This window comes from Bradyrhizobium sp. UFLA05-112 (genome assembly GCF_053572325.1).
The window spans coordinates 1-14,967 of sequence record NZ_JBANBK010000013.1; the positions used below are offsets into that span (position 1 = coordinate 1).

Here is a 14,967-nt window from a genome sequence, read left to right on the forward strand (position 1 = left end):
ACCTATGAATCATTGAAAAATTGATTCGGGAATCCTATAAAGCACGGCAAAATCAACGATCTGCCAAAGTAGTGCTAGTCTCATCGCGCTTTAGTCGAGCGGCGCGCCAGTGCGATCATCGGTGTGGAGCGATTGCGTCTGGAAGCGCACGAACAACGCGACGATCTCCTGCCCATTGTCGAACGAGATGAATAGCGCGCCATCGCCATGGGTGCGGTTGTCGCTCGCGAACTGTCCGCGATTGCCCTGCATCATGTGGATGTCGTGAATCCCGCGCTCGGGCCGGAAGTGGAAATACTGGTCGGTCTGGCCGTGGTCCTCAAAATATTCGCCGAACGCGACCACCATGGCGTTAGGGTCTGCCTTCGCCCGCTTGATGTTGGCGTTGAGCAGGTTCTTCAGCGATACGCCGCGGCCCGTCGCCGGGATCGGCTGCATCGCATCGACCGGGAAGAGCTTGTCGCGGAGATAGTCAAGCCCACCGGAGCCTGACGGACCGGTCTCGAGCCGCCGAAAGCCGCGATTGCCCTGCAGATATGGCTTCAGATCCAGAGTTCCCGACCTTGCGAAGTCGGGGTCGAAAAAGGCCAGCACCTCACTGTCGTCGACGGACTGGACGTTGACGGCGATCCGGTAGTCTCCGGCGCCACCAACGTGAATCTCGTAGTGCGGCGATGAGCCGTCCGAGCTTTGCAGGCCATCGACGACGGTTCCCGCCAGGACACCATAGTGACGAATTGCACCCGGGGGTTTTCTGCGATGGGTCATGACGGCGATCCTCCTGCGAACATCAAAATCGCGCATGTCGCGCGATGCTCCCTCAACCGGATTGACAGGGACAGTAGACACCGCTTCACGACGCCCTGGCGTGATCTAAACCACAGATTGAACGGCATTTTGACGGCTCGCGGCAGGCCCCGCATCGCGAACGTCTACCGGAGGGCCAACAAGTTGCGGTCTTTGCCCGCGCCGCGCGACTGACGGACGGCGGCAGCTGGGGAGTTGACCATCGCCACAATCAGGACCATATCCGCCACCGGGCGCAAGCCGCGCGGGCTTCGGCGGGTTTCACCAGATGATAGCGCAGACGGACATCCAGCGCGATCCGCTCATCGAGCGGGTGGTATCCACGCTTGGCGACGTCGCGGGCGTCGAGGCCATCGTGCTCGGCGGGTCGCGGGCGCGCGGGACGTCGCATGAAAACTCCGACTACGACATCGGCCTGTATTTCTCCGAGAACCGCAAACTCGACACCGATTGCCTGCAACAGGCGGCGCAGCAACTCGCCGACGATCCCGAGGCGACGACGGTCACCTCGGTCGGCGAATGGGGGCCGTGGATCGTCGGCGGTGCATGGCTGACGATCGAGGGGCAGAAGGTCGATCTGCTCTACCGGAACATCGATGCGGTCCGCCGGACGATGGAGGCCTGCCGGGCGGGACAGATCAGCATGGACTATCAGCCCGGACATCCGCACGGGTTCTGCTCGGCGATCTGGATGGGCGAGATCGCCTGCTGTCAGCCGCTGCGCGACGAACGCGCGGTGATCGCGGAGCTGAAGTCGATCGCACTGCCCTATCCAAAGCCGCTGCGTGAGGCGCTGATCCGGCGCTTCCGGTGGGAAATCCTGTTCAGCATCGAGAATGCCGAACTCGCCGCGCTGCACGAAGACCAGACCCACGTCGCGGGCTGCGTCTACCGCGCGCTGACCTGCGTCGCGCAGGTCCTGTTTGCGCTGAACGGAGAATATCTCATCAACGAGAAGGCGGCTCTCCAGCAGGCCGCGGAGTTTCCGCTGACCATTCCGAATCTGATGGAGGAAACGTCGGGGATCTGGCGCCGCATCGGAAATCATGCGTTCGAGAGCGCGCTGGCGCACCTGCGCACGATCGAGCGCATCTTGACCGCGCTGGCATCCCGTTGACTGTTCAGTCCTCGGACGCGCCCGTTCCGAACGTCAGTTGATTGCCGTCGAGATCCACGACGTCGAAATCGCGCATCCCGTAATCGTAGTTCGCGGGCGGCTTGACGATGGTGGCGCCGCGCGCCGCCAGCTCGGCATGAACCTGGTCCACGTCCCTGACGAACACGCAGATGGCGCCGTTGCCGGGAAGGCGCTTGGTGCGGGCCGACGCGATCAGATGCAGGGCGACCTCGTCGCGGCAGAGACAGACATAGGACGTCGGCTCGCCATATTCGAACGTAACGTCGAAGCCGAATGCGTCGCGATAGTGCACGAGGCTCTTTGCGATGTCGCTGACGACGAATACGGTCGCGGCCCCGACCATCATCGGACGTTCGTCGGCCATCCCTTACCTGCCCCAGCGATCCTGCCAGATCTTTTCCCCGATCAGGCAGCTCACGCGCGGCTCCTTCTCGGCAACGTGCACGACGTTGCGCTCAGGCGTGCGGCCGGCGACCTCCATCAGAAGCTTGGTGCGGATCGCCTCCTTGAACTTGTCGCGGTCCTTGATCGCGATCACGAAGGAGCCGGGACCGCCAACCACGCAGTCCTCGTAGTAATAGTCGAGATTGTCGATATCCATGGTCGAATAAGACGGCTCCTTGACCATGATCGGCAGCCCGTTGATGACGATACCCTTCTCCAGCGCGGCATCGCGCGAGACCGTGACCGGCCCGCCATTGTTGTTGGGACCATCGCCGGAGATGTCGATGACGCGGCGCAGGCCGCGATATGGATCCTCATCGAACAGCGGCATCGCGAAATTGATCGCGCCGGAGATCGAGGTGCGCGAGGCGCGCCGGATCGGCGTCTTCAGGATTTCGGCGGCGACCGCATCCGCCGTCTCGGGCCCGTCGATCAATCGCCAGGGAATGATGATCTTCTGGTCGCTGGAAGCGGCCCATTCGAAATAGGTCACCGCGATCCGGCCGTTGGGCCCCGCCTTGAGCGCCTGGAGGAATTCCTTGGATTGGATCGCCTGCGCATAGCCCTCGCGCTGAATCGCAAGCTCGTCCATATCCATCGAGTAGGAGACGTCGACGGCGAGGATCAGTTCGACATCGACGCTCTGCGCGTCCTTGTCTGCTGCTTGCTGCTGATACCTGGTTCCTGGCGCAGCGACGCTCGCAGCGTCACCTCCGGCAAGCATGCCGGCCACCAGCACAGCCCCGATCGAGAACAGCAAGCGCATCGCGCCCTCCCGTCGTATGACGCGATGGTGACATGCAAATGCATTTAAGCAAAGCGCGAAGATCGCCCCTGCTTCACATTCGAGTTAGGCGCGTGAGCTGTAACGCAAAGCTGCCGCAGCGCTGCCACGCTCACGCCGCTTCGGGCAAGCGGCAACCATCACTGTCATTCCGGGGCGGCTCGGAGAGCCGAACCCGGTATCTCGACATTCCGCGTTCTCGCTTCGCGAGCCTCGGAATGACAAGCAACTTCCCCCACCCTATTGTGCGGCGCGATTTCCATGCTAGGCTTGTCACACAGATGGGGATGGAGTCCCCCGATAACCGCCCGACGATGTCAGATTGTATGGGCTGATGACTCCTGCTTGAGGTGAGGCAATTGGAAAGCCTCGCCTTCGGCGGGAGCATGGATAACCCGCCGGTGGCGGGTTTTTTTATTGCCTGAATGCGAAGGGCAAGACGTGACGACGGCGACGCCAAATTCAGCCCTAACCGCGGTCCCCAGGGGAGTCTGGGTGCTCGGCTTCGTTTCGCTGCTGATGGACGTCTCCTCCGAGATGATCCACGCGCTGCTACCGGTCTATCTGGTCACCGTGCTCGGCACCTCCACCATGACGGTCGGCATCATCGAGGGCATCGCGGAGGCGACCGCCTCGATCACGAAGATCTTCTCCGGCGCTCTGTCGGACTGGCTCGGCCGGCGCAAGCTGCTCGCAGCGCTCGGCTATGGGCTCGCCGCGTGCACCAAGCCGCTGTTTCCGCTCGCGCCCAGCGCTGGATGGCTGGTTGCGGCGCGCTTCATCGACCGCGTCGGCAAGGGCATCCGCGGCGCGCCGCGCGATGCGCTGATCGCCGACATTGCACCAGTGCAGTTGCGCGGCGCGAGCTTCGGCCTGCGCCAGTCGCTCGATACGATCGGGGCCTTCGTCGGCCCGCTCGCGGCGATCGGACTGATGTGGTGGACGGCGGATAATTTTACAGCCGTGTTCTGGGTCGCGGTGCTGCCGGCGTTCCTCTCCTTTGCCCTGATAACGTTCGCCGTCAGCGAGCCCGAGCCCGACGGGGCCCGCGCGCCGGCGCCAAACCCGCTCAACACCGCGGCGATGCGGCAGCTCGGCTCGGCCTATTGGCGCGTCGTGGCGGTCGGCATCGCCTTCACACTGGCGCGCTTCAGCGAGGCCTTTCTGATCCTGCGGGCGCAGAATATCGGGCTCAACGCGATGTGGGTGCCGGCGGTGCTGGTGCTGATGAACATCGTCTATGCGCTCTCGGCCTATCCGGCCGGCGCCTTGTCCGACCGCATCAACCGCACCGGGCTGCTGGCGCTCGGGCTCGCTTTCCTCGCCGCCGCCGATCTCGCGCTTGCGCTGCTGCCGAGCCTTGCAGGCCTCGCGCTCGGCGTCGTGCTTTGGGGCCTGCATATGGGACTGACGCAGGGGTTGTTCGCGGCGCTCGTCGCCGATACCGCGCCGCCAAGCTTACGCGGCACCGCGTTCGGCTACTTCAATCTGTTCACGGGGCTCGCGACGCTCGCGGCCAGCATACTCGCGGGCGCGCTATGGGACGCCTATGGGCCGGCGGGCACCTTCCTGGCCGGGCTCGGCTTTGCGCTGATCTCGCTTGCGGGACTGCTTGCGATCGGCAAGAGCTTCGCGAGACCGGCGGGACATTGAGGGAAAAACTGGGGGATCATTCGACGTGTTGAGCGGTGTTCTGGCAATCATGATCGGCAGCGTGCTCGGCGGCTGCGCGCGCTATTTCCTCTCCGGCGTAATCGCGCGGCGCTTCGGCGAGACGTTTCCCTGGGGGACCATGACCATCAACGTCACCGGTGCTTTCCTGATCGGCATTTTCGGCGCGCTGGCAACGCATCCGGGCTCGATCTTCGCCGCGCCGACGCCATGGCTGTTCGCGGTGACCGGCTTCCTCGGCTGCTACACCACCGTGTCTTCGTTCAGCCTCCAGACCCTGACGCTCGCGCGCAACGGCGAGCAGCTTCACGCACTCGGCAACATCGTGTTCTCGGTCGGCCTGTGCCTCACCGCGGTGACCTGCGGCTTCCTGCTTGCTGACAGGCTCGGAGGCTAGAGCCGATGACCACCCTCACCTCCAAGGACCGCTGGCGCACCGCGCTGCTTTATGCCTGGGTCGCCGCCGGCAGCATCGTCGGCGGGATGACGCGCTGGCTCGTCGGGCTCTTGCTCGACACCGGGCCCGGCTTTCCGTTCGCGACTCTGTTCATCAACGCCACGGGGTCCCTCATCATCGGCTTCTATGCGACGCTCACCAGCCCCGACGGCCGCGTGCTGGCGCGGCCCGAGCACCGGCAGTTCGTCATGACCGGCTTTTGCGGCGGCTACACCACCTTTTCGACCTTTAGCCTGGAGACCTTCCGCCTGTTCCATGGCGGCATGAAATACACCGCACTGGCCTATATCGCCGCCTCCCTCATCTGCTGGCTGGTGTCGGTATGGCTCGGTCATATGATGGCGAGCCGCTATAACCGCTTGAAAAGGAGCTGATCATGCAAATTCCGCGACAAGCAGTCCTGCTCCGCATCTTCATCGGCGAGAACGACCATTTCGACGGCAAGCCGCTGTATGAAGCGATCGTGATCAGCGCGCGCGAGCGTCACCTTGCCGGCGCCACCGTGCTGCGCGGGCCGATGGGCTATGGCAAGTCGAGCCGGCTGCACACCTCGAAAATCCTGCGGCTGTCGGAAGACCTGCCGCTGGTGATCGAGATCGTCGACAGTGAGGACAATATCAACGCATTCCTGCCCATCCTGGATGGCATGATGTCGAGCGGGCTGATCACCTTGGAGAAGGTACAGGTCCTGCAATATGGTGAGAAGGCCGCGCCTTGAGCACCGCGGCTGGAACCCCAGGCGTGTTTCGGAGGCGGAATGAACGATACCGTCACCAAGACTAAACCCAAGACGAAGACCAAAGTCGAGCGGCCGCGACTGCACAAGGTGATCCTGCTCAACGACGACTTCACGCCGCGCGATTTCGTCACCCTGGTGCTGAAGGCCGAATTCCGCATGACCGCGGATCAGGCCTACAAGGTCATGATCACCGCGCACAAGCTGGGCGCCTGCGTCGTCGCCGTCTTCACCAGGGACGTCGCCGAGACCAAGGCGACGCGCGCCACCGATGCCGGCCGCGCCAAGGGCTATCCGCTATTGTTCACGACCGAGCCTGAGGAATAGAGCGCGCCAGTCTGCCGCACGCATTTGCGTCAATTTTACCGATCGGCGCTACGACAGGTTTAATCTCCTGTGTCACGACCGTGCGATGACAATCGCACTGCGCAAGCAACTCGAGCTCCGGCCCGGCGCCACGAGACCTCGTTCGGCCCCTTCAAGCTTCTGCATGCCCTGCCCTGGCTGATCCTGAAGGCCGCCATGCACTCTCTTTCGGGCAGGAGCTGGTTCGCAGCGCGATCTGGAATTTCTGGCAGACGTCGCTCGCGAGCCAGTTCATCAAGAACCTGATCTATTTCGTGTTCATCTTCAGCTTCGCCATGCTGCGGCTATGCATCACCCTGGCGATCCCAACGCTCGGCTTGAAGCAGTCGTATATGCATAGGGATCGCAGTTAGTTGCAGCGCGCAGTTGAAGCTGCGCAATAATCTGAAGCGTACCGATTGGCGCTCGGACCCGGGCCTGACGGCCCAGAGACAGAAAGACGCCACGATAACGATCTGGGAGCCCCGCTCTGTCGCGGACGGACGGAGGACGGCAACACCATTGCCTCCCACTTAAATATGTAGCGCGCAAGGGGCTTGCTTCAAGACCCCGACCATCCCGTAGAACCGCCGGCCCAAGGCCAGAAACCTACGGGAGCACGGAATGACTGAATTGCTGTCGACCAGGCATGCGGTGGTGATCGTCGGAGCAGGTCCGACGGGTTTGATGCTGGCGGGCGAGCTGGCGCTGGCGGGGGTCGACGTCGCCATCGTCGAGCAGCGCGTCAGCCAGGACCTCATTGGCTCGCGCGCGGGCGGACTGCATGCCCGCACCATCGAGGTGCTCGACCAGCGTGGACTGGCCGACCGGTTCCTTGCACAGGGCCAGCTGGCGCAAGTTGCAGGCTTCGCCTGGATCCGCCTTGATATCAGCGACTTTCCCACTCGGCATCCCTATGGCCTCGCGCTGTGGCAGAACCAGATCGAGCGCATCCTCGCCGACTGGGTCGATGAATTGGAGGTGCCGATCTATCGGGGACGCAAGGTGACAGACATCGCGCAAGACGAGACCGGCGTCGACATCGCACTCGCCAACCGCCATTCGCTACGGGCGGACTATCTCGTCGGGTGCGACGGCGGACGCAGCGCGATCCGGAAGGGTGCCGGCATCGACTTCCCCGGCTGGGATCCGACGATCAGTTGCCTGCTCGCCGAGATCGAGACGGCCAAAGAGCCGCAGTGGGGCCTTCGCCGCGATGACGGGGGCATCCATTCCTTCTCTCGCCTGGAGAACGGTCCGGTGCGCGTCATGGTGACCGAACGGCACGTCGGACAAACTGCTGAGCCCACACTGAGTGATCTCAGCAAGGCGCTCATCGCCGTCTATGGCACCGATTACGGAATCCACAGCCCTACCTCGATCTCCAGATTCACGGACATGACGCGGCAGGCGGCGTCCTATCGGAGCGGACGGATCCTGCTGGCCGGCGACGCCGCACATGTGCATCCGCCGGTGGGTGGACAGGGCCTCCAGATCGGCGTTCAGGACGCGGTGAATCTGGGATGGAAGCTTGCCCAGGTGGTGAACGGCACCTCGCCGGAAGCTCTCCTCGATACCTACCATTCCGAACGCCACCCGGTCGCCGCACGTGTCCTGCGCAACACGATGGCGCAGTCCGCGCTGCTTCGCCACGACGACCGCGTCGAGGCGTTGCGCGAGGCCGTGTCCGAACTCTTGGGCATGGATGAGCCGCGCAAGCGGATCGCCGCGATGATGTCGGGTCTCGACATTCGCTACGATCTTGGCGCGGGACATCCACTGCTCGGACGCCGCATGCCCGATCTCGATCTCGTCACAGCGAACGGCCCGCTGCGGGTCTTCAGTCTTCTGCACGATGCACGACCGGTCCTGCTCAACTTTGGTGAGCCCATCGGCCTCGACATCGCGCCGTGGCAGGATCGGATTAGGGCGATCGATGCAAGATGCGCCGCGACCTGGGAGCTTCCGGTGATCGGCGCAGTAGCGGCGCCCGACGCCGTGCTGGTTCGGCCCGACGGCTATGTCGCGTGGGTGGGCGACCGGACGCGGTCGGGGCTCGCCGACGCGCTCACCATATGGTTTGGACCGCCCGTTGCGGCGTAGCGTAGAATCTCCGTGTCCCAAAGCGCGATGACCAGGCCATCAGGCTCCTTCCGACCTTGCCCCCGCGGTTCACGCGGTCCGTTAGGCGCCAGCCGAGGTGTCGGGCAGATCGACGCGCTCGCCGCCCGGCTTGCTGACATAGAGATGGCTCGCCAACACGGATTGCATGGTCTCGAACATCGCATAGAGATCGTCGCAATAGACCGAAGGATTGTCATAGCCGTTCTTTTTGGAGAAACGATGCGGAAGATAGCCTCCCCCGCAGGCGTTCATGAACTTGCACTGACGACATTTCGCGCAAAGATTGATTGAAGCATCGCGCGCGGCTTTCCAGCGGGGCTCGTTCCTGACCTCGTCGATCGCATGATCGAAGATGTTGAAGTTCGTGTTCGTAAAGCCGTCGCCTGCGATCCGCAGCACATCGTGGGCCTCCACGGAGCCATCGGTCATGACGGTGCAAAGCTCGACGGGTTTGTGGCCTACGCCCTCGGTCGGCGAATTGTTGCCAAGCAGGGCCGTGATCATGTCGGAAATGATACGGATATTGGTCGTCGGCCTCGCGCGATTCGCTTCCAGCCACAGGTCGAACAGACCCTTGTAGAATGCGGCAATGGATGGCGGCTCCTCATCCACCGTCGCATCGGGGATCATGATGTCGTAATTGGAGATTCCACACGCGGCGAAAAAATCGGCGTATTGCTGCGGAGCGTAGGCGGGATTGCAGACTGCCAGGGCAATGACGCCAATGTCGCGCGATACCAGCATGCGCGCGGCACGTTCCACGGCGGCATGGGTGCCCGTACCCTGAAACGTCTTGCGGTGAATGTCGTGAATATGTGCTGGCCCGTCCATGCTGATCGCAACCGAAATGTTGTGGGCCTCGAAGCAGGCCAGCCATTGGTCGTCGATCAGCACGCCGTTGGTCGTGACCGCGATGGGTACGTCGCAGCCGGTCCGCGACGAAATAGCCTCGCAGGCCTCGGCAAAACGGTGGAAGTTCTCCACGCCCCACAGCAATGGCTCGCCACCGTGCAGAATGATGGGAAAATCGAAGAGCGGGTATCGGACGACGTGCTCCTCGATGCGCTGCAGCAACCGATGCTGCACGTCGGGGCTCATCAGCTTCGGCTTGCTATAAACGGACGCGTCCCGGAACCAGTAGCAGTAGGAGCAGTCGATGTTACATCTCGTTGCGACCTTGACCAGCAACTGCGTGATCGGCTGATCCTCGAAGACCGCACAATCTGAACTGTCAGCCGACATGCCGATACCGCAACGGGCTGGAAGAAATTTGTCTAGTATCCCCTTACAAATCCCCCGCGGCGGAACGCGCCCACGCCGGGAGCGTATCCTCCTCTGCGAAAGGCGCCAGCATTTGGCCCTTTGGCAAAAGCCCCTCGTCTGAAAGCGGCCTGGGTCGCTACGGGTTCGCCGGAGACAACGCCCTGCTCCGCACCCTGCCCACGCAGATCGTTCAGCAATGCGTCGATACCCTGATGGTCGCTCTGAATGGTTGCCCCTGGCCCGTGCAACTGTATGAGGCTCGCCAAGACCTTCAGCGTCGTAATCGACATGGTGATGCTCCTGTTTTCGCGACGCAATGCAGGATCGAACGAAATGCCGGGTGTCGAACCGGCCGAGCAATGACAAATAGTATACCCTTTCTATTGTAGCGGCAATGTGTCGGGCCCGGTCCGCTCGACACGCCCTATGCCATCACCACCGGCGCTTCCTCAGCAAGCCCATACACCCGCTGCGCCTTGGAGAACCCCGCGATCGGAAATTCGCCGAGCTCGTTCCACACGGCGCCGCAAGCGCCGACGAAATTCTCGGAGGCCACCACCGTCCGCCCCATGCGACCGGCGAGCTTCTCCAGTCTCGCCGCGAGATTCACGGCGGGGCCGATGCAGGTGAAGTCGAGACGGTTGCCGCCGCCGATATTGCCGTAGAGGATGTTGCCGACATGCAGCGCGACACCGAAGCGGAAGCGCTCGACCGTCTCGCCGACTGGAAATGCCAGCGCATCGACGCTGCAGCGTGATTCGCGCGCGGCCTCCAGCACACGCGCGCAGACGTGGTTCGCATCCCCGATATATTCGTCGATCGGAAACACCGCGAGCAGCCCGTCGCCCATGAACTTCAGCACCTCGCCGCCATGAGCGCGGATCGAGGTGACCTGGCAGTCGAAATAATGGTTGAGGATCTCGACCACGGTCTCGGCCGGCAGCCGGTCCGACAGCGCGGTGAAGCCGCGCAGGTCCGACAGCCAGATCACAGCCTGCATGGTGTCAGTATGGCCGCGGCGGATCTGGCCGCCCATGATGCGCTCGCCGGCGCGATTGCCGACATAGGTGTCGAGCAACGTCGTGGCCGTGCGTCGCAGCGTGATGATCTCGGTGATGCGGGTCAGAGGTTTCGTCAACGCGCGCAGGGCCGCGACCTGCGCATCGCTGAAGCCGCCGGGTTCTCTGGTGGTCAAGGTCATCGCGTGGACGGTACCGTCGAGGAAGCGCAGCGGCATCGCGACGTAATCCGTGGCGCCCTCCTGCTTGAGATCCCCCAGAAACGGAAAGCGCTCGACGTCGCCGGGGTTGTCGGGATTGCCACGCACCTCGAGGCCCTGGTTGAAGACGAGGCTGAGCGGGCTCTTCTTGAACTCCGGCGTCTCCTGGATCTCGAAATCCACCGTGCCGACCTCGACCTCGGGCGCGCCCTGCCGCCAGATGAAATTGCGGCCGAAGATTTCGGGGTGCAACGTGCGGATGAAGACGCCGACCCGCCACAGCGGCAGGCCGGCTGCGACCATGCGCTCGCAAGCCTGGGCCATCATCTGGCTCGGCATCGGCGCCGAGCGCGCGCCGTCGATCAGCCACTCGGTGATGGCGTTGATTTCGGATGCATCCATGGCGCCACAATTTGCGGACGAACCTTGCACCCCGTCAAGCCGCGCGGGCGGCTAGCGCTGCGTGTTAGCGTCCGACCTGCCCGCGATCACGCAAGAAGTGGTCGGCGAGCACGCAGGCCATCATGGCCTCGCCGACGGGAACCGCGCGGATGCCGACGCAGGGATCGTGGCGGCCCTTCGTGAAGATCTCGGTGTCGGCGCCCTTGCGATCGACGGTCAGGCGCGGCTGCAGGATCGACGAGGTCGGCTTCACCGCAAAACGCACCACCACCGGCTGTCCGGTGGAAATGCCGCCCAGCACGCCGCCGGCGTGGTTGGACAGAAATCGCGTGCCGTCATTGCCGGTGCGCATCTCATCGGCGTTCTCCTCCCCGGTGAGCTCGGCGGCGCCGAAGCCTGCACCGATCTCGACGCCCTTCACCGCGTTGATGGTCATCATCGCGGCTGCGAGATCGGAATCGAGCTTGGCGTAGATCGGCGCGCCCAATCCTGCCGGCACGCCCTCGGCGACCACCTCGATGACGGCTCCGATCGAGGAGCCGCTCTTGCGGATGCCGTCGAGATAGCTCTCGAAGAATGCCGCCTTGTCCTTGTCCGGACAGAAGAACGGATTCTTGGCGACCTCGTCCCAATCCCATTTGGCGCGATCGATCTTGTGCGGACCGATCTGCACCAGCGCGCCGCGCACGGTCACGTCTGACAGCACCTTGCGCGCGATGGCGCCGGCGGCGACACGCATCGCCGTCTCGCGCGCCGAAGAGCGCCCGCCGCCGCGATAGTCGCGCAGGCCGTATTTGGCCTCGTAGGTGAAGTCGGCGTGGCCGGGGCGAAACTTGTCCTTGATCTCGGAATAGTCCTTCGAGCGCTGGTCGGTGTTCTCGATCAGAAGCCCGATCGGCGTGCCCGTGGTCACCTGCTCGCCGGTCTCCGGATGCGCCATCACGCCGGAGAGGATTTTCACCTGGTCCGGCTCCTGGCGCTGGGTCGTGAAGCGCGACTGGCCGGGCCGGCGGCGATCGAGGTCGCGCTGGATGTCGGCCTCATTGAGCGGGATGAGCGGCGGACAGCCGTCGACCACGCAGCCGATCGCCACCCCGTGGCTCTCGCCGAAGGTCGTGACACGGAACATATGGCCGAAGGTGTTGAAGGACATCGCAGCTCGCCGGATCGGTTCCGGCGTGTGGTAACGCGCCCTCGAAGACGGGTCAAATGGCGCGCCTCGTAACCGCGGCGCGGGACGGTCACAACCGCCCCCTGGCTACTTTGCATGGGGTTGTTTTGCGACTTTTTGTCCGGAACCCGAAATGCACTTTCGGGGGTGGTATCGCCCGTTACCCATGCTTCTCCAGCCGGCCGTTGCGGAACACGTAAACCACGCCCTGCTCAATATAGAGCTCGGCGGCGCTCGCGGGCGTCTCCAGCCCAAGGGTCACCATCAGGGCACGCGCGGTGCCGCCATGGGCGACCGCGACCGTGTCGGTCCGGAGCTGGTCGTACCATTCGCCCATGCGGGCCTGGACGTCGGCATAGGTCTCGCCATCCGAGGGCGCCACCGTCCACTTGTCGACCAGGCGTCGCGCGTAGACGTCGGGATCGGCGGCCTCGCTCTCCGGCAGCGTCAATCCCTCCCAGGCGCCGTAGCCGATCTCGCGCAGGCGGTCGTCGAGCGAATAGTCGGCAATCGGCAGGCCAAGCTTGCCGCGCGCGAGCTCCATGGTCATGCGCGCGCGCCCGAGCGGGCTCGAGACATAGGGCAGCGAAGCCTTGTCGCGGCCCTCGCGCGCAAAGAGATCGGCGAGGATGCCGGCGGCCTGCACGGCCTGGCCGCGGCCGCGCGCGTTCAGCGGGATGTCCTGCGTGCCCTGAAGACGCCCGAGCGCATTCCACTCGGTTTCGCCGTGGCGAAGATAGTAGATCGTGGGCGCGGGCATTGTCGGATGGCGTTAGCTCTTACTTTTTGAGCATGATCTTTTCGGAAAACCGCTACACACTTTTCCGGATCATGCTCAGTCCTTCCCGCCCAGCGCCATGTCAGGCGCATCCGGCCGCTTCATGCCGAGCACGTGGTAGCCGGAATCGACGTGATGCACCTCGCCGGTGACGCCGCGCGACAGATCAGACAGGAGATAGAGCGCACTGCCCCCGACGTCCTCGGTCGTCACATTGCGCCGCATCGGTGCGTTGACCTCGTTCCATTTCAGGATGTAGCGGAAGTCGCCGATGCCCGAGGCGGCCAGCGTCTTGATCGGTCCCGCCGAGATCGCGTTGACGCGGATGTTCTTCTCACCGAGATCAGCGGCGAGATAGCGCACACTGGCCTCCAACGCGGCCTTCGCCACGCCCATGACGTTGTAATGCGGCATCCACTTCTCGGCACCGTAATAGGACAGCGTGATGATCGAGCCACCGTCGGTCATCAGCTTCTCGGCGCGCTGCGCGATCGCAGTCAGCGAGTAGCAGGAGATCAGCATCGACTTGGTGAAGTTCTCTTGCGTGGTGTCGACATAGCGGCCGTCGAGCTGCTCGCCATAGGCGATCGCGTGCACCACGAAGTCGATCTTGCCCCATTTCTCCCGCACGACCGCGAACGCCGCATCGATGGTCGCAGCATCCGTGACGTCGCAATGACCGAGCACGAGGCCGCCGATCTCGGCGGCGAGCGGCTCGACCCGCTTCTTCAGCGCGTCACCCTGATACGTGAATGCGAGCTCCGCGCCGGCGGCGTGGCATGCCTTGGCGATGCCCCAGGCGATCGAGCGGTTGTTGGCAACGCCGAGGATCACCCCGCGCTTGCCCTGCATCAGACCCGAATTCTGCGCCATCCCTGTCATCCAATCGAGCTGGTCAAGAGATTTGGAGGTACACCAGCGCTTCCCGGCGGTACAGTCCTAATCCACGGCGTTAACGCTGTTTCGGTTGCCGGAATAGCCGTTCCATTCGGGTGTTATGATGAGTGAAGGCGCTCGCGCCGAACGTGAAGGACAATCGAGGCGGCATGAGCGCGTTTCGCCAGAGTGTTGAAGCCATGATCCCGGCGCTTCGGCGCTATGCTCGTGCGCTCGCACGCGACGCCGACATCGCCGACGATCTGGTGCAGGACACGCTGGTCCGGGCGCTGCGCTCGGAGCGGCTGTTTCTCGGGGGCGACGTCAGGAGCTGGCTCTACACCATCCTGACCAACCTCAACAAGAACCGCCGCCGCTCGCTCGCGAGGCGGCCGCAGTTCATGCAGCTCTCCGAGAACAATCCCGACGCCAGCGGGACGGAAGCAGAAGGGCGGGACATCGAGAAGGCACTGGCGACGCTGGTGGAGGAGCAGCGCTCGGTGCTGCTGCTCGTGATGCTGGAAGGACTGAGCTACCGCGAGGTCGCCGACATCCAGGGCGTCCCGATCGGCACGGTGATGTCGCGCCTGGCGCGCGCCCGGGCCCACATCAAGGCGGCGCTGGACGGCGAGCGGCCGGCGCTGAGAAGGGTGAAGTGATGGCAGGGTCCACGCAAAGGTCCACACATCGGATTTTCAACGCCCTGTGCATGCAGCGGGGACGAATGGATTTGAACGGCGAACGATATTTTG

At 63.7% G+C, this 14,967-nt stretch carries 16 protein-coding genes and 1 riboswitch; of the genes, 8 read left to right on the top strand and 8 right to left on the bottom strand.

The window, feature by feature from the left end:
- Positions 1-90: 90 nt before the first annotated feature.
- A complete protein-coding gene (locus SO180_RS09975) occupies positions 91-768 on the bottom strand; it encodes a DUF2278 family protein (protein WP_449378637.1) in 678 nt (225 codons plus the stop codon).
- 307 nt (positions 769-1,075) lie between these two features.
- Here SO180_RS09975 and SO180_RS09980 point away from each other — a divergent pair, with 307 nt between their 5' ends.
- The gene (locus SO180_RS09980) at positions 1,076-1,924 is read left to right on the top strand and encodes a nucleotidyltransferase domain-containing protein (RefSeq protein WP_449378638.1); all 849 of its coding nucleotides are present in this window, start codon (positions 1,076-1,078) and stop codon (positions 1,922-1,924) included.
- A 4-nt stretch (positions 1,925-1,928) separates the two neighbouring features.
- Here the strand turns inward: SO180_RS09980 and SO180_RS09985 are convergent, their stop codons facing one another.
- Both SO180_RS09985 and SO180_RS09990 read right to left on the bottom strand, forming a co-directional pair.
- A complete protein-coding gene (locus tag SO180_RS09985; protein ID WP_449378639.1) occupies positions 1,929-2,309 on the bottom strand; it encodes a bleomycin resistance protein in 381 nt (126 codons plus the stop codon).
- Positions 2,310-2,312: 3 nt separating this feature from the next.
- Complete coding sequence (locus tag SO180_RS09990; RefSeq protein ID WP_449378640.1) at positions 2,313-3,155, bottom strand: DUF1194 domain-containing protein; 843 nt, start codon at positions 3,153-3,155, stop codon at positions 2,313-2,315.
- A 292-nt stretch (positions 3,156-3,447) separates the two neighbouring features.
- Positions 3,448-3,524, top strand: a riboswitch (Fluoride riboswitch).
- A 90-nt stretch (positions 3,525-3,614) separates the two neighbouring features.
- On the opposite strand from SO180_RS09990, the gene SO180_RS09995 reads away from it, so the two are divergent.
- The 6 genes from SO180_RS09995 (at position 3,615) to SO180_RS10020 (ending at position 8,485) form a co-directional block, all read left to right on the top strand.
- Positions 3,615-4,826, top strand: coding sequence for an MFS transporter (locus tag SO180_RS09995; protein ID WP_449378641.1), 1,212 nt, complete (start codon positions 3,615-3,617; stop codon positions 4,824-4,826).
- 25 nt (positions 4,827-4,851) lie between these two features.
- Positions 4,852-5,241 (top strand): fluoride efflux transporter CrcB, encoded by a 390-nt coding sequence (gene crcB / locus SO180_RS10000; protein WP_449378642.1) that lies wholly within the window; start codon positions 4,852-4,854, stop codon positions 5,239-5,241.
- Positions 5,242-5,246: 5 nt separating this feature from the next.
- Positions 5,247-5,675 (top strand): fluoride efflux transporter CrcB, encoded by a 429-nt coding sequence (crcB, locus tag SO180_RS10005; RefSeq protein ID WP_449378643.1) that lies wholly within the window; start codon positions 5,247-5,249, stop codon positions 5,673-5,675.
- Between the two features lie 2 nt (positions 5,676-5,677).
- Positions 5,678-6,019, top strand: a complete 342-nt coding sequence (locus SO180_RS10010) for a DUF190 domain-containing protein (protein ID WP_449378644.1) — start codon at positions 5,678-5,680, stop codon at positions 6,017-6,019.
- Between the two features lie 39 nt (positions 6,020-6,058).
- Complete coding sequence (clpS, locus tag SO180_RS10015) at positions 6,059-6,364, top strand: ATP-dependent Clp protease adapter ClpS (protein ID WP_449378645.1); 306 nt, start codon at positions 6,059-6,061, stop codon at positions 6,362-6,364.
- A gap of 642 nt (positions 6,365-7,006) precedes the next feature.
- On the top strand, positions 7,007-8,485 hold the full coding sequence (locus tag SO180_RS10020) for an FAD-dependent monooxygenase (RefSeq protein WP_449378646.1): 1,479 nt from the start codon (positions 7,007-7,009) through the stop codon (positions 8,483-8,485).
- 81 nt (positions 8,486-8,566) lie between these two features.
- Here the strand turns inward: SO180_RS10020 and SO180_RS10025 are convergent, their stop codons facing one another.
- From SO180_RS10025 to fabI, 5 genes are all read right to left on the bottom strand, one after another.
- Positions 8,567-10,135, bottom strand: coding sequence for a radical SAM protein (locus SO180_RS10025; protein WP_449378647.1), 1,569 nt, complete (start codon positions 10,133-10,135; stop codon positions 8,567-8,569).
- A gap of 58 nt (positions 10,136-10,193) precedes the next feature.
- Entirely contained in the window at positions 10,194-11,390 is a 1,197-nt protein-coding gene (locus SO180_RS10030; RefSeq protein WP_449378648.1) for an adenylate/guanylate cyclase domain-containing protein, read from the bottom strand.
- A gap of 64 nt (positions 11,391-11,454) precedes the next feature.
- Entirely contained in the window at positions 11,455-12,543 is a 1,089-nt protein-coding gene (gene aroC, locus SO180_RS10035; RefSeq protein ID WP_449378649.1) for a chorismate synthase, read from the bottom strand.
- A gap of 178 nt (positions 12,544-12,721) precedes the next feature.
- On the bottom strand, positions 12,722-13,321 hold the full coding sequence (locus tag SO180_RS10040; protein ID WP_449378650.1) for a histidine phosphatase family protein: 600 nt from the start codon (positions 13,319-13,321) through the stop codon (positions 12,722-12,724).
- 75 nt (positions 13,322-13,396) lie between these two features.
- Entirely contained in the window at positions 13,397-14,212 is an 816-nt protein-coding gene (fabI, locus tag SO180_RS10045; RefSeq protein WP_449378651.1) for an enoyl-ACP reductase FabI, read from the bottom strand.
- Between the two features lie 173 nt (positions 14,213-14,385).
- On the opposite strand from fabI, the gene SO180_RS10050 reads away from it, so the two are divergent.
- Positions 14,386-14,874 carry a sigma-70 family RNA polymerase sigma factor gene (locus tag SO180_RS10050; protein WP_449378652.1) on the top strand — a complete coding sequence of 163 codons (489 nt, stop codon included), beginning with the start codon at positions 14,386-14,388 and terminating at the stop codon, positions 14,872-14,874.
- Positions 14,875-14,967 lie beyond the last annotated feature (93 nt).

Excerpts from the sequence above, each read along its gene's own strand:
- SO180_RS09990 (WP_449378640.1), bottom strand. The coding sequence starts at position 3,155 with ATGCGCTTGCTGTTCTCGATCGGGGCTGTGCTGGTGGCCGGCATGCTT.
- clpS (WP_449378645.1), top strand. The coding sequence starts at position 6,059 with ATGAACGATACCGTCACCAAGACTAAACCCAAGACGAAGACCAAAGTC.
- SO180_RS10010 (WP_449378644.1), top strand. The coding sequence starts at position 5,678 with ATGCAAATTCCGCGACAAGCAGTCCTGCTCCGCATCTTCATCGGCGAG.
- SO180_RS10030 (WP_449378648.1), bottom strand. The coding sequence starts at position 11,390 with ATGGATGCATCCGAAATCAACGCCATCACCGAGTGGCTGATCGACGGC.
- SO180_RS09985 (WP_449378639.1), bottom strand. The coding sequence starts at position 2,309 with ATGGCCGACGAACGTCCGATGATGGTCGGGGCCGCGACCGTATTCGTC.
- fabI (WP_449378651.1), bottom strand. The coding sequence starts at position 14,212 with ATGGCGCAGAATTCGGGTCTGATGCAGGGCAAGCGCGGGGTGATCCTC.
- SO180_RS09975 (WP_449378637.1), bottom strand. The coding sequence starts at position 768 with ATGACCCATCGCAGAAAACCCCCGGGTGCAATTCGTCACTATGGTGTC.
- aroC (WP_449378649.1), bottom strand. The coding sequence starts at position 12,543 with ATGTCCTTCAACACCTTCGGCCATATGTTCCGTGTCACGACCTTCGGC.
- SO180_RS10020 (WP_449378646.1), top strand. The coding sequence starts at position 7,007 with ATGACTGAATTGCTGTCGACCAGGCATGCGGTGGTGATCGTCGGAGCA.
- SO180_RS10050 (WP_449378652.1), top strand. The coding sequence starts at position 14,386 with ATGAGCGCGTTTCGCCAGAGTGTTGAAGCCATGATCCCGGCGCTTCGG.
- crcB (WP_449378643.1), top strand. The coding sequence starts at position 5,247 with ATGACCACCCTCACCTCCAAGGACCGCTGGCGCACCGCGCTGCTTTAT.
- SO180_RS09980 (WP_449378638.1), top strand. The coding sequence starts at position 1,076 with ATGATAGCGCAGACGGACATCCAGCGCGATCCGCTCATCGAGCGGGTG.
- SO180_RS10040 (WP_449378650.1), bottom strand. The coding sequence starts at position 13,321 with ATGCCCGCGCCCACGATCTACTATCTTCGCCACGGCGAAACCGAGTGG.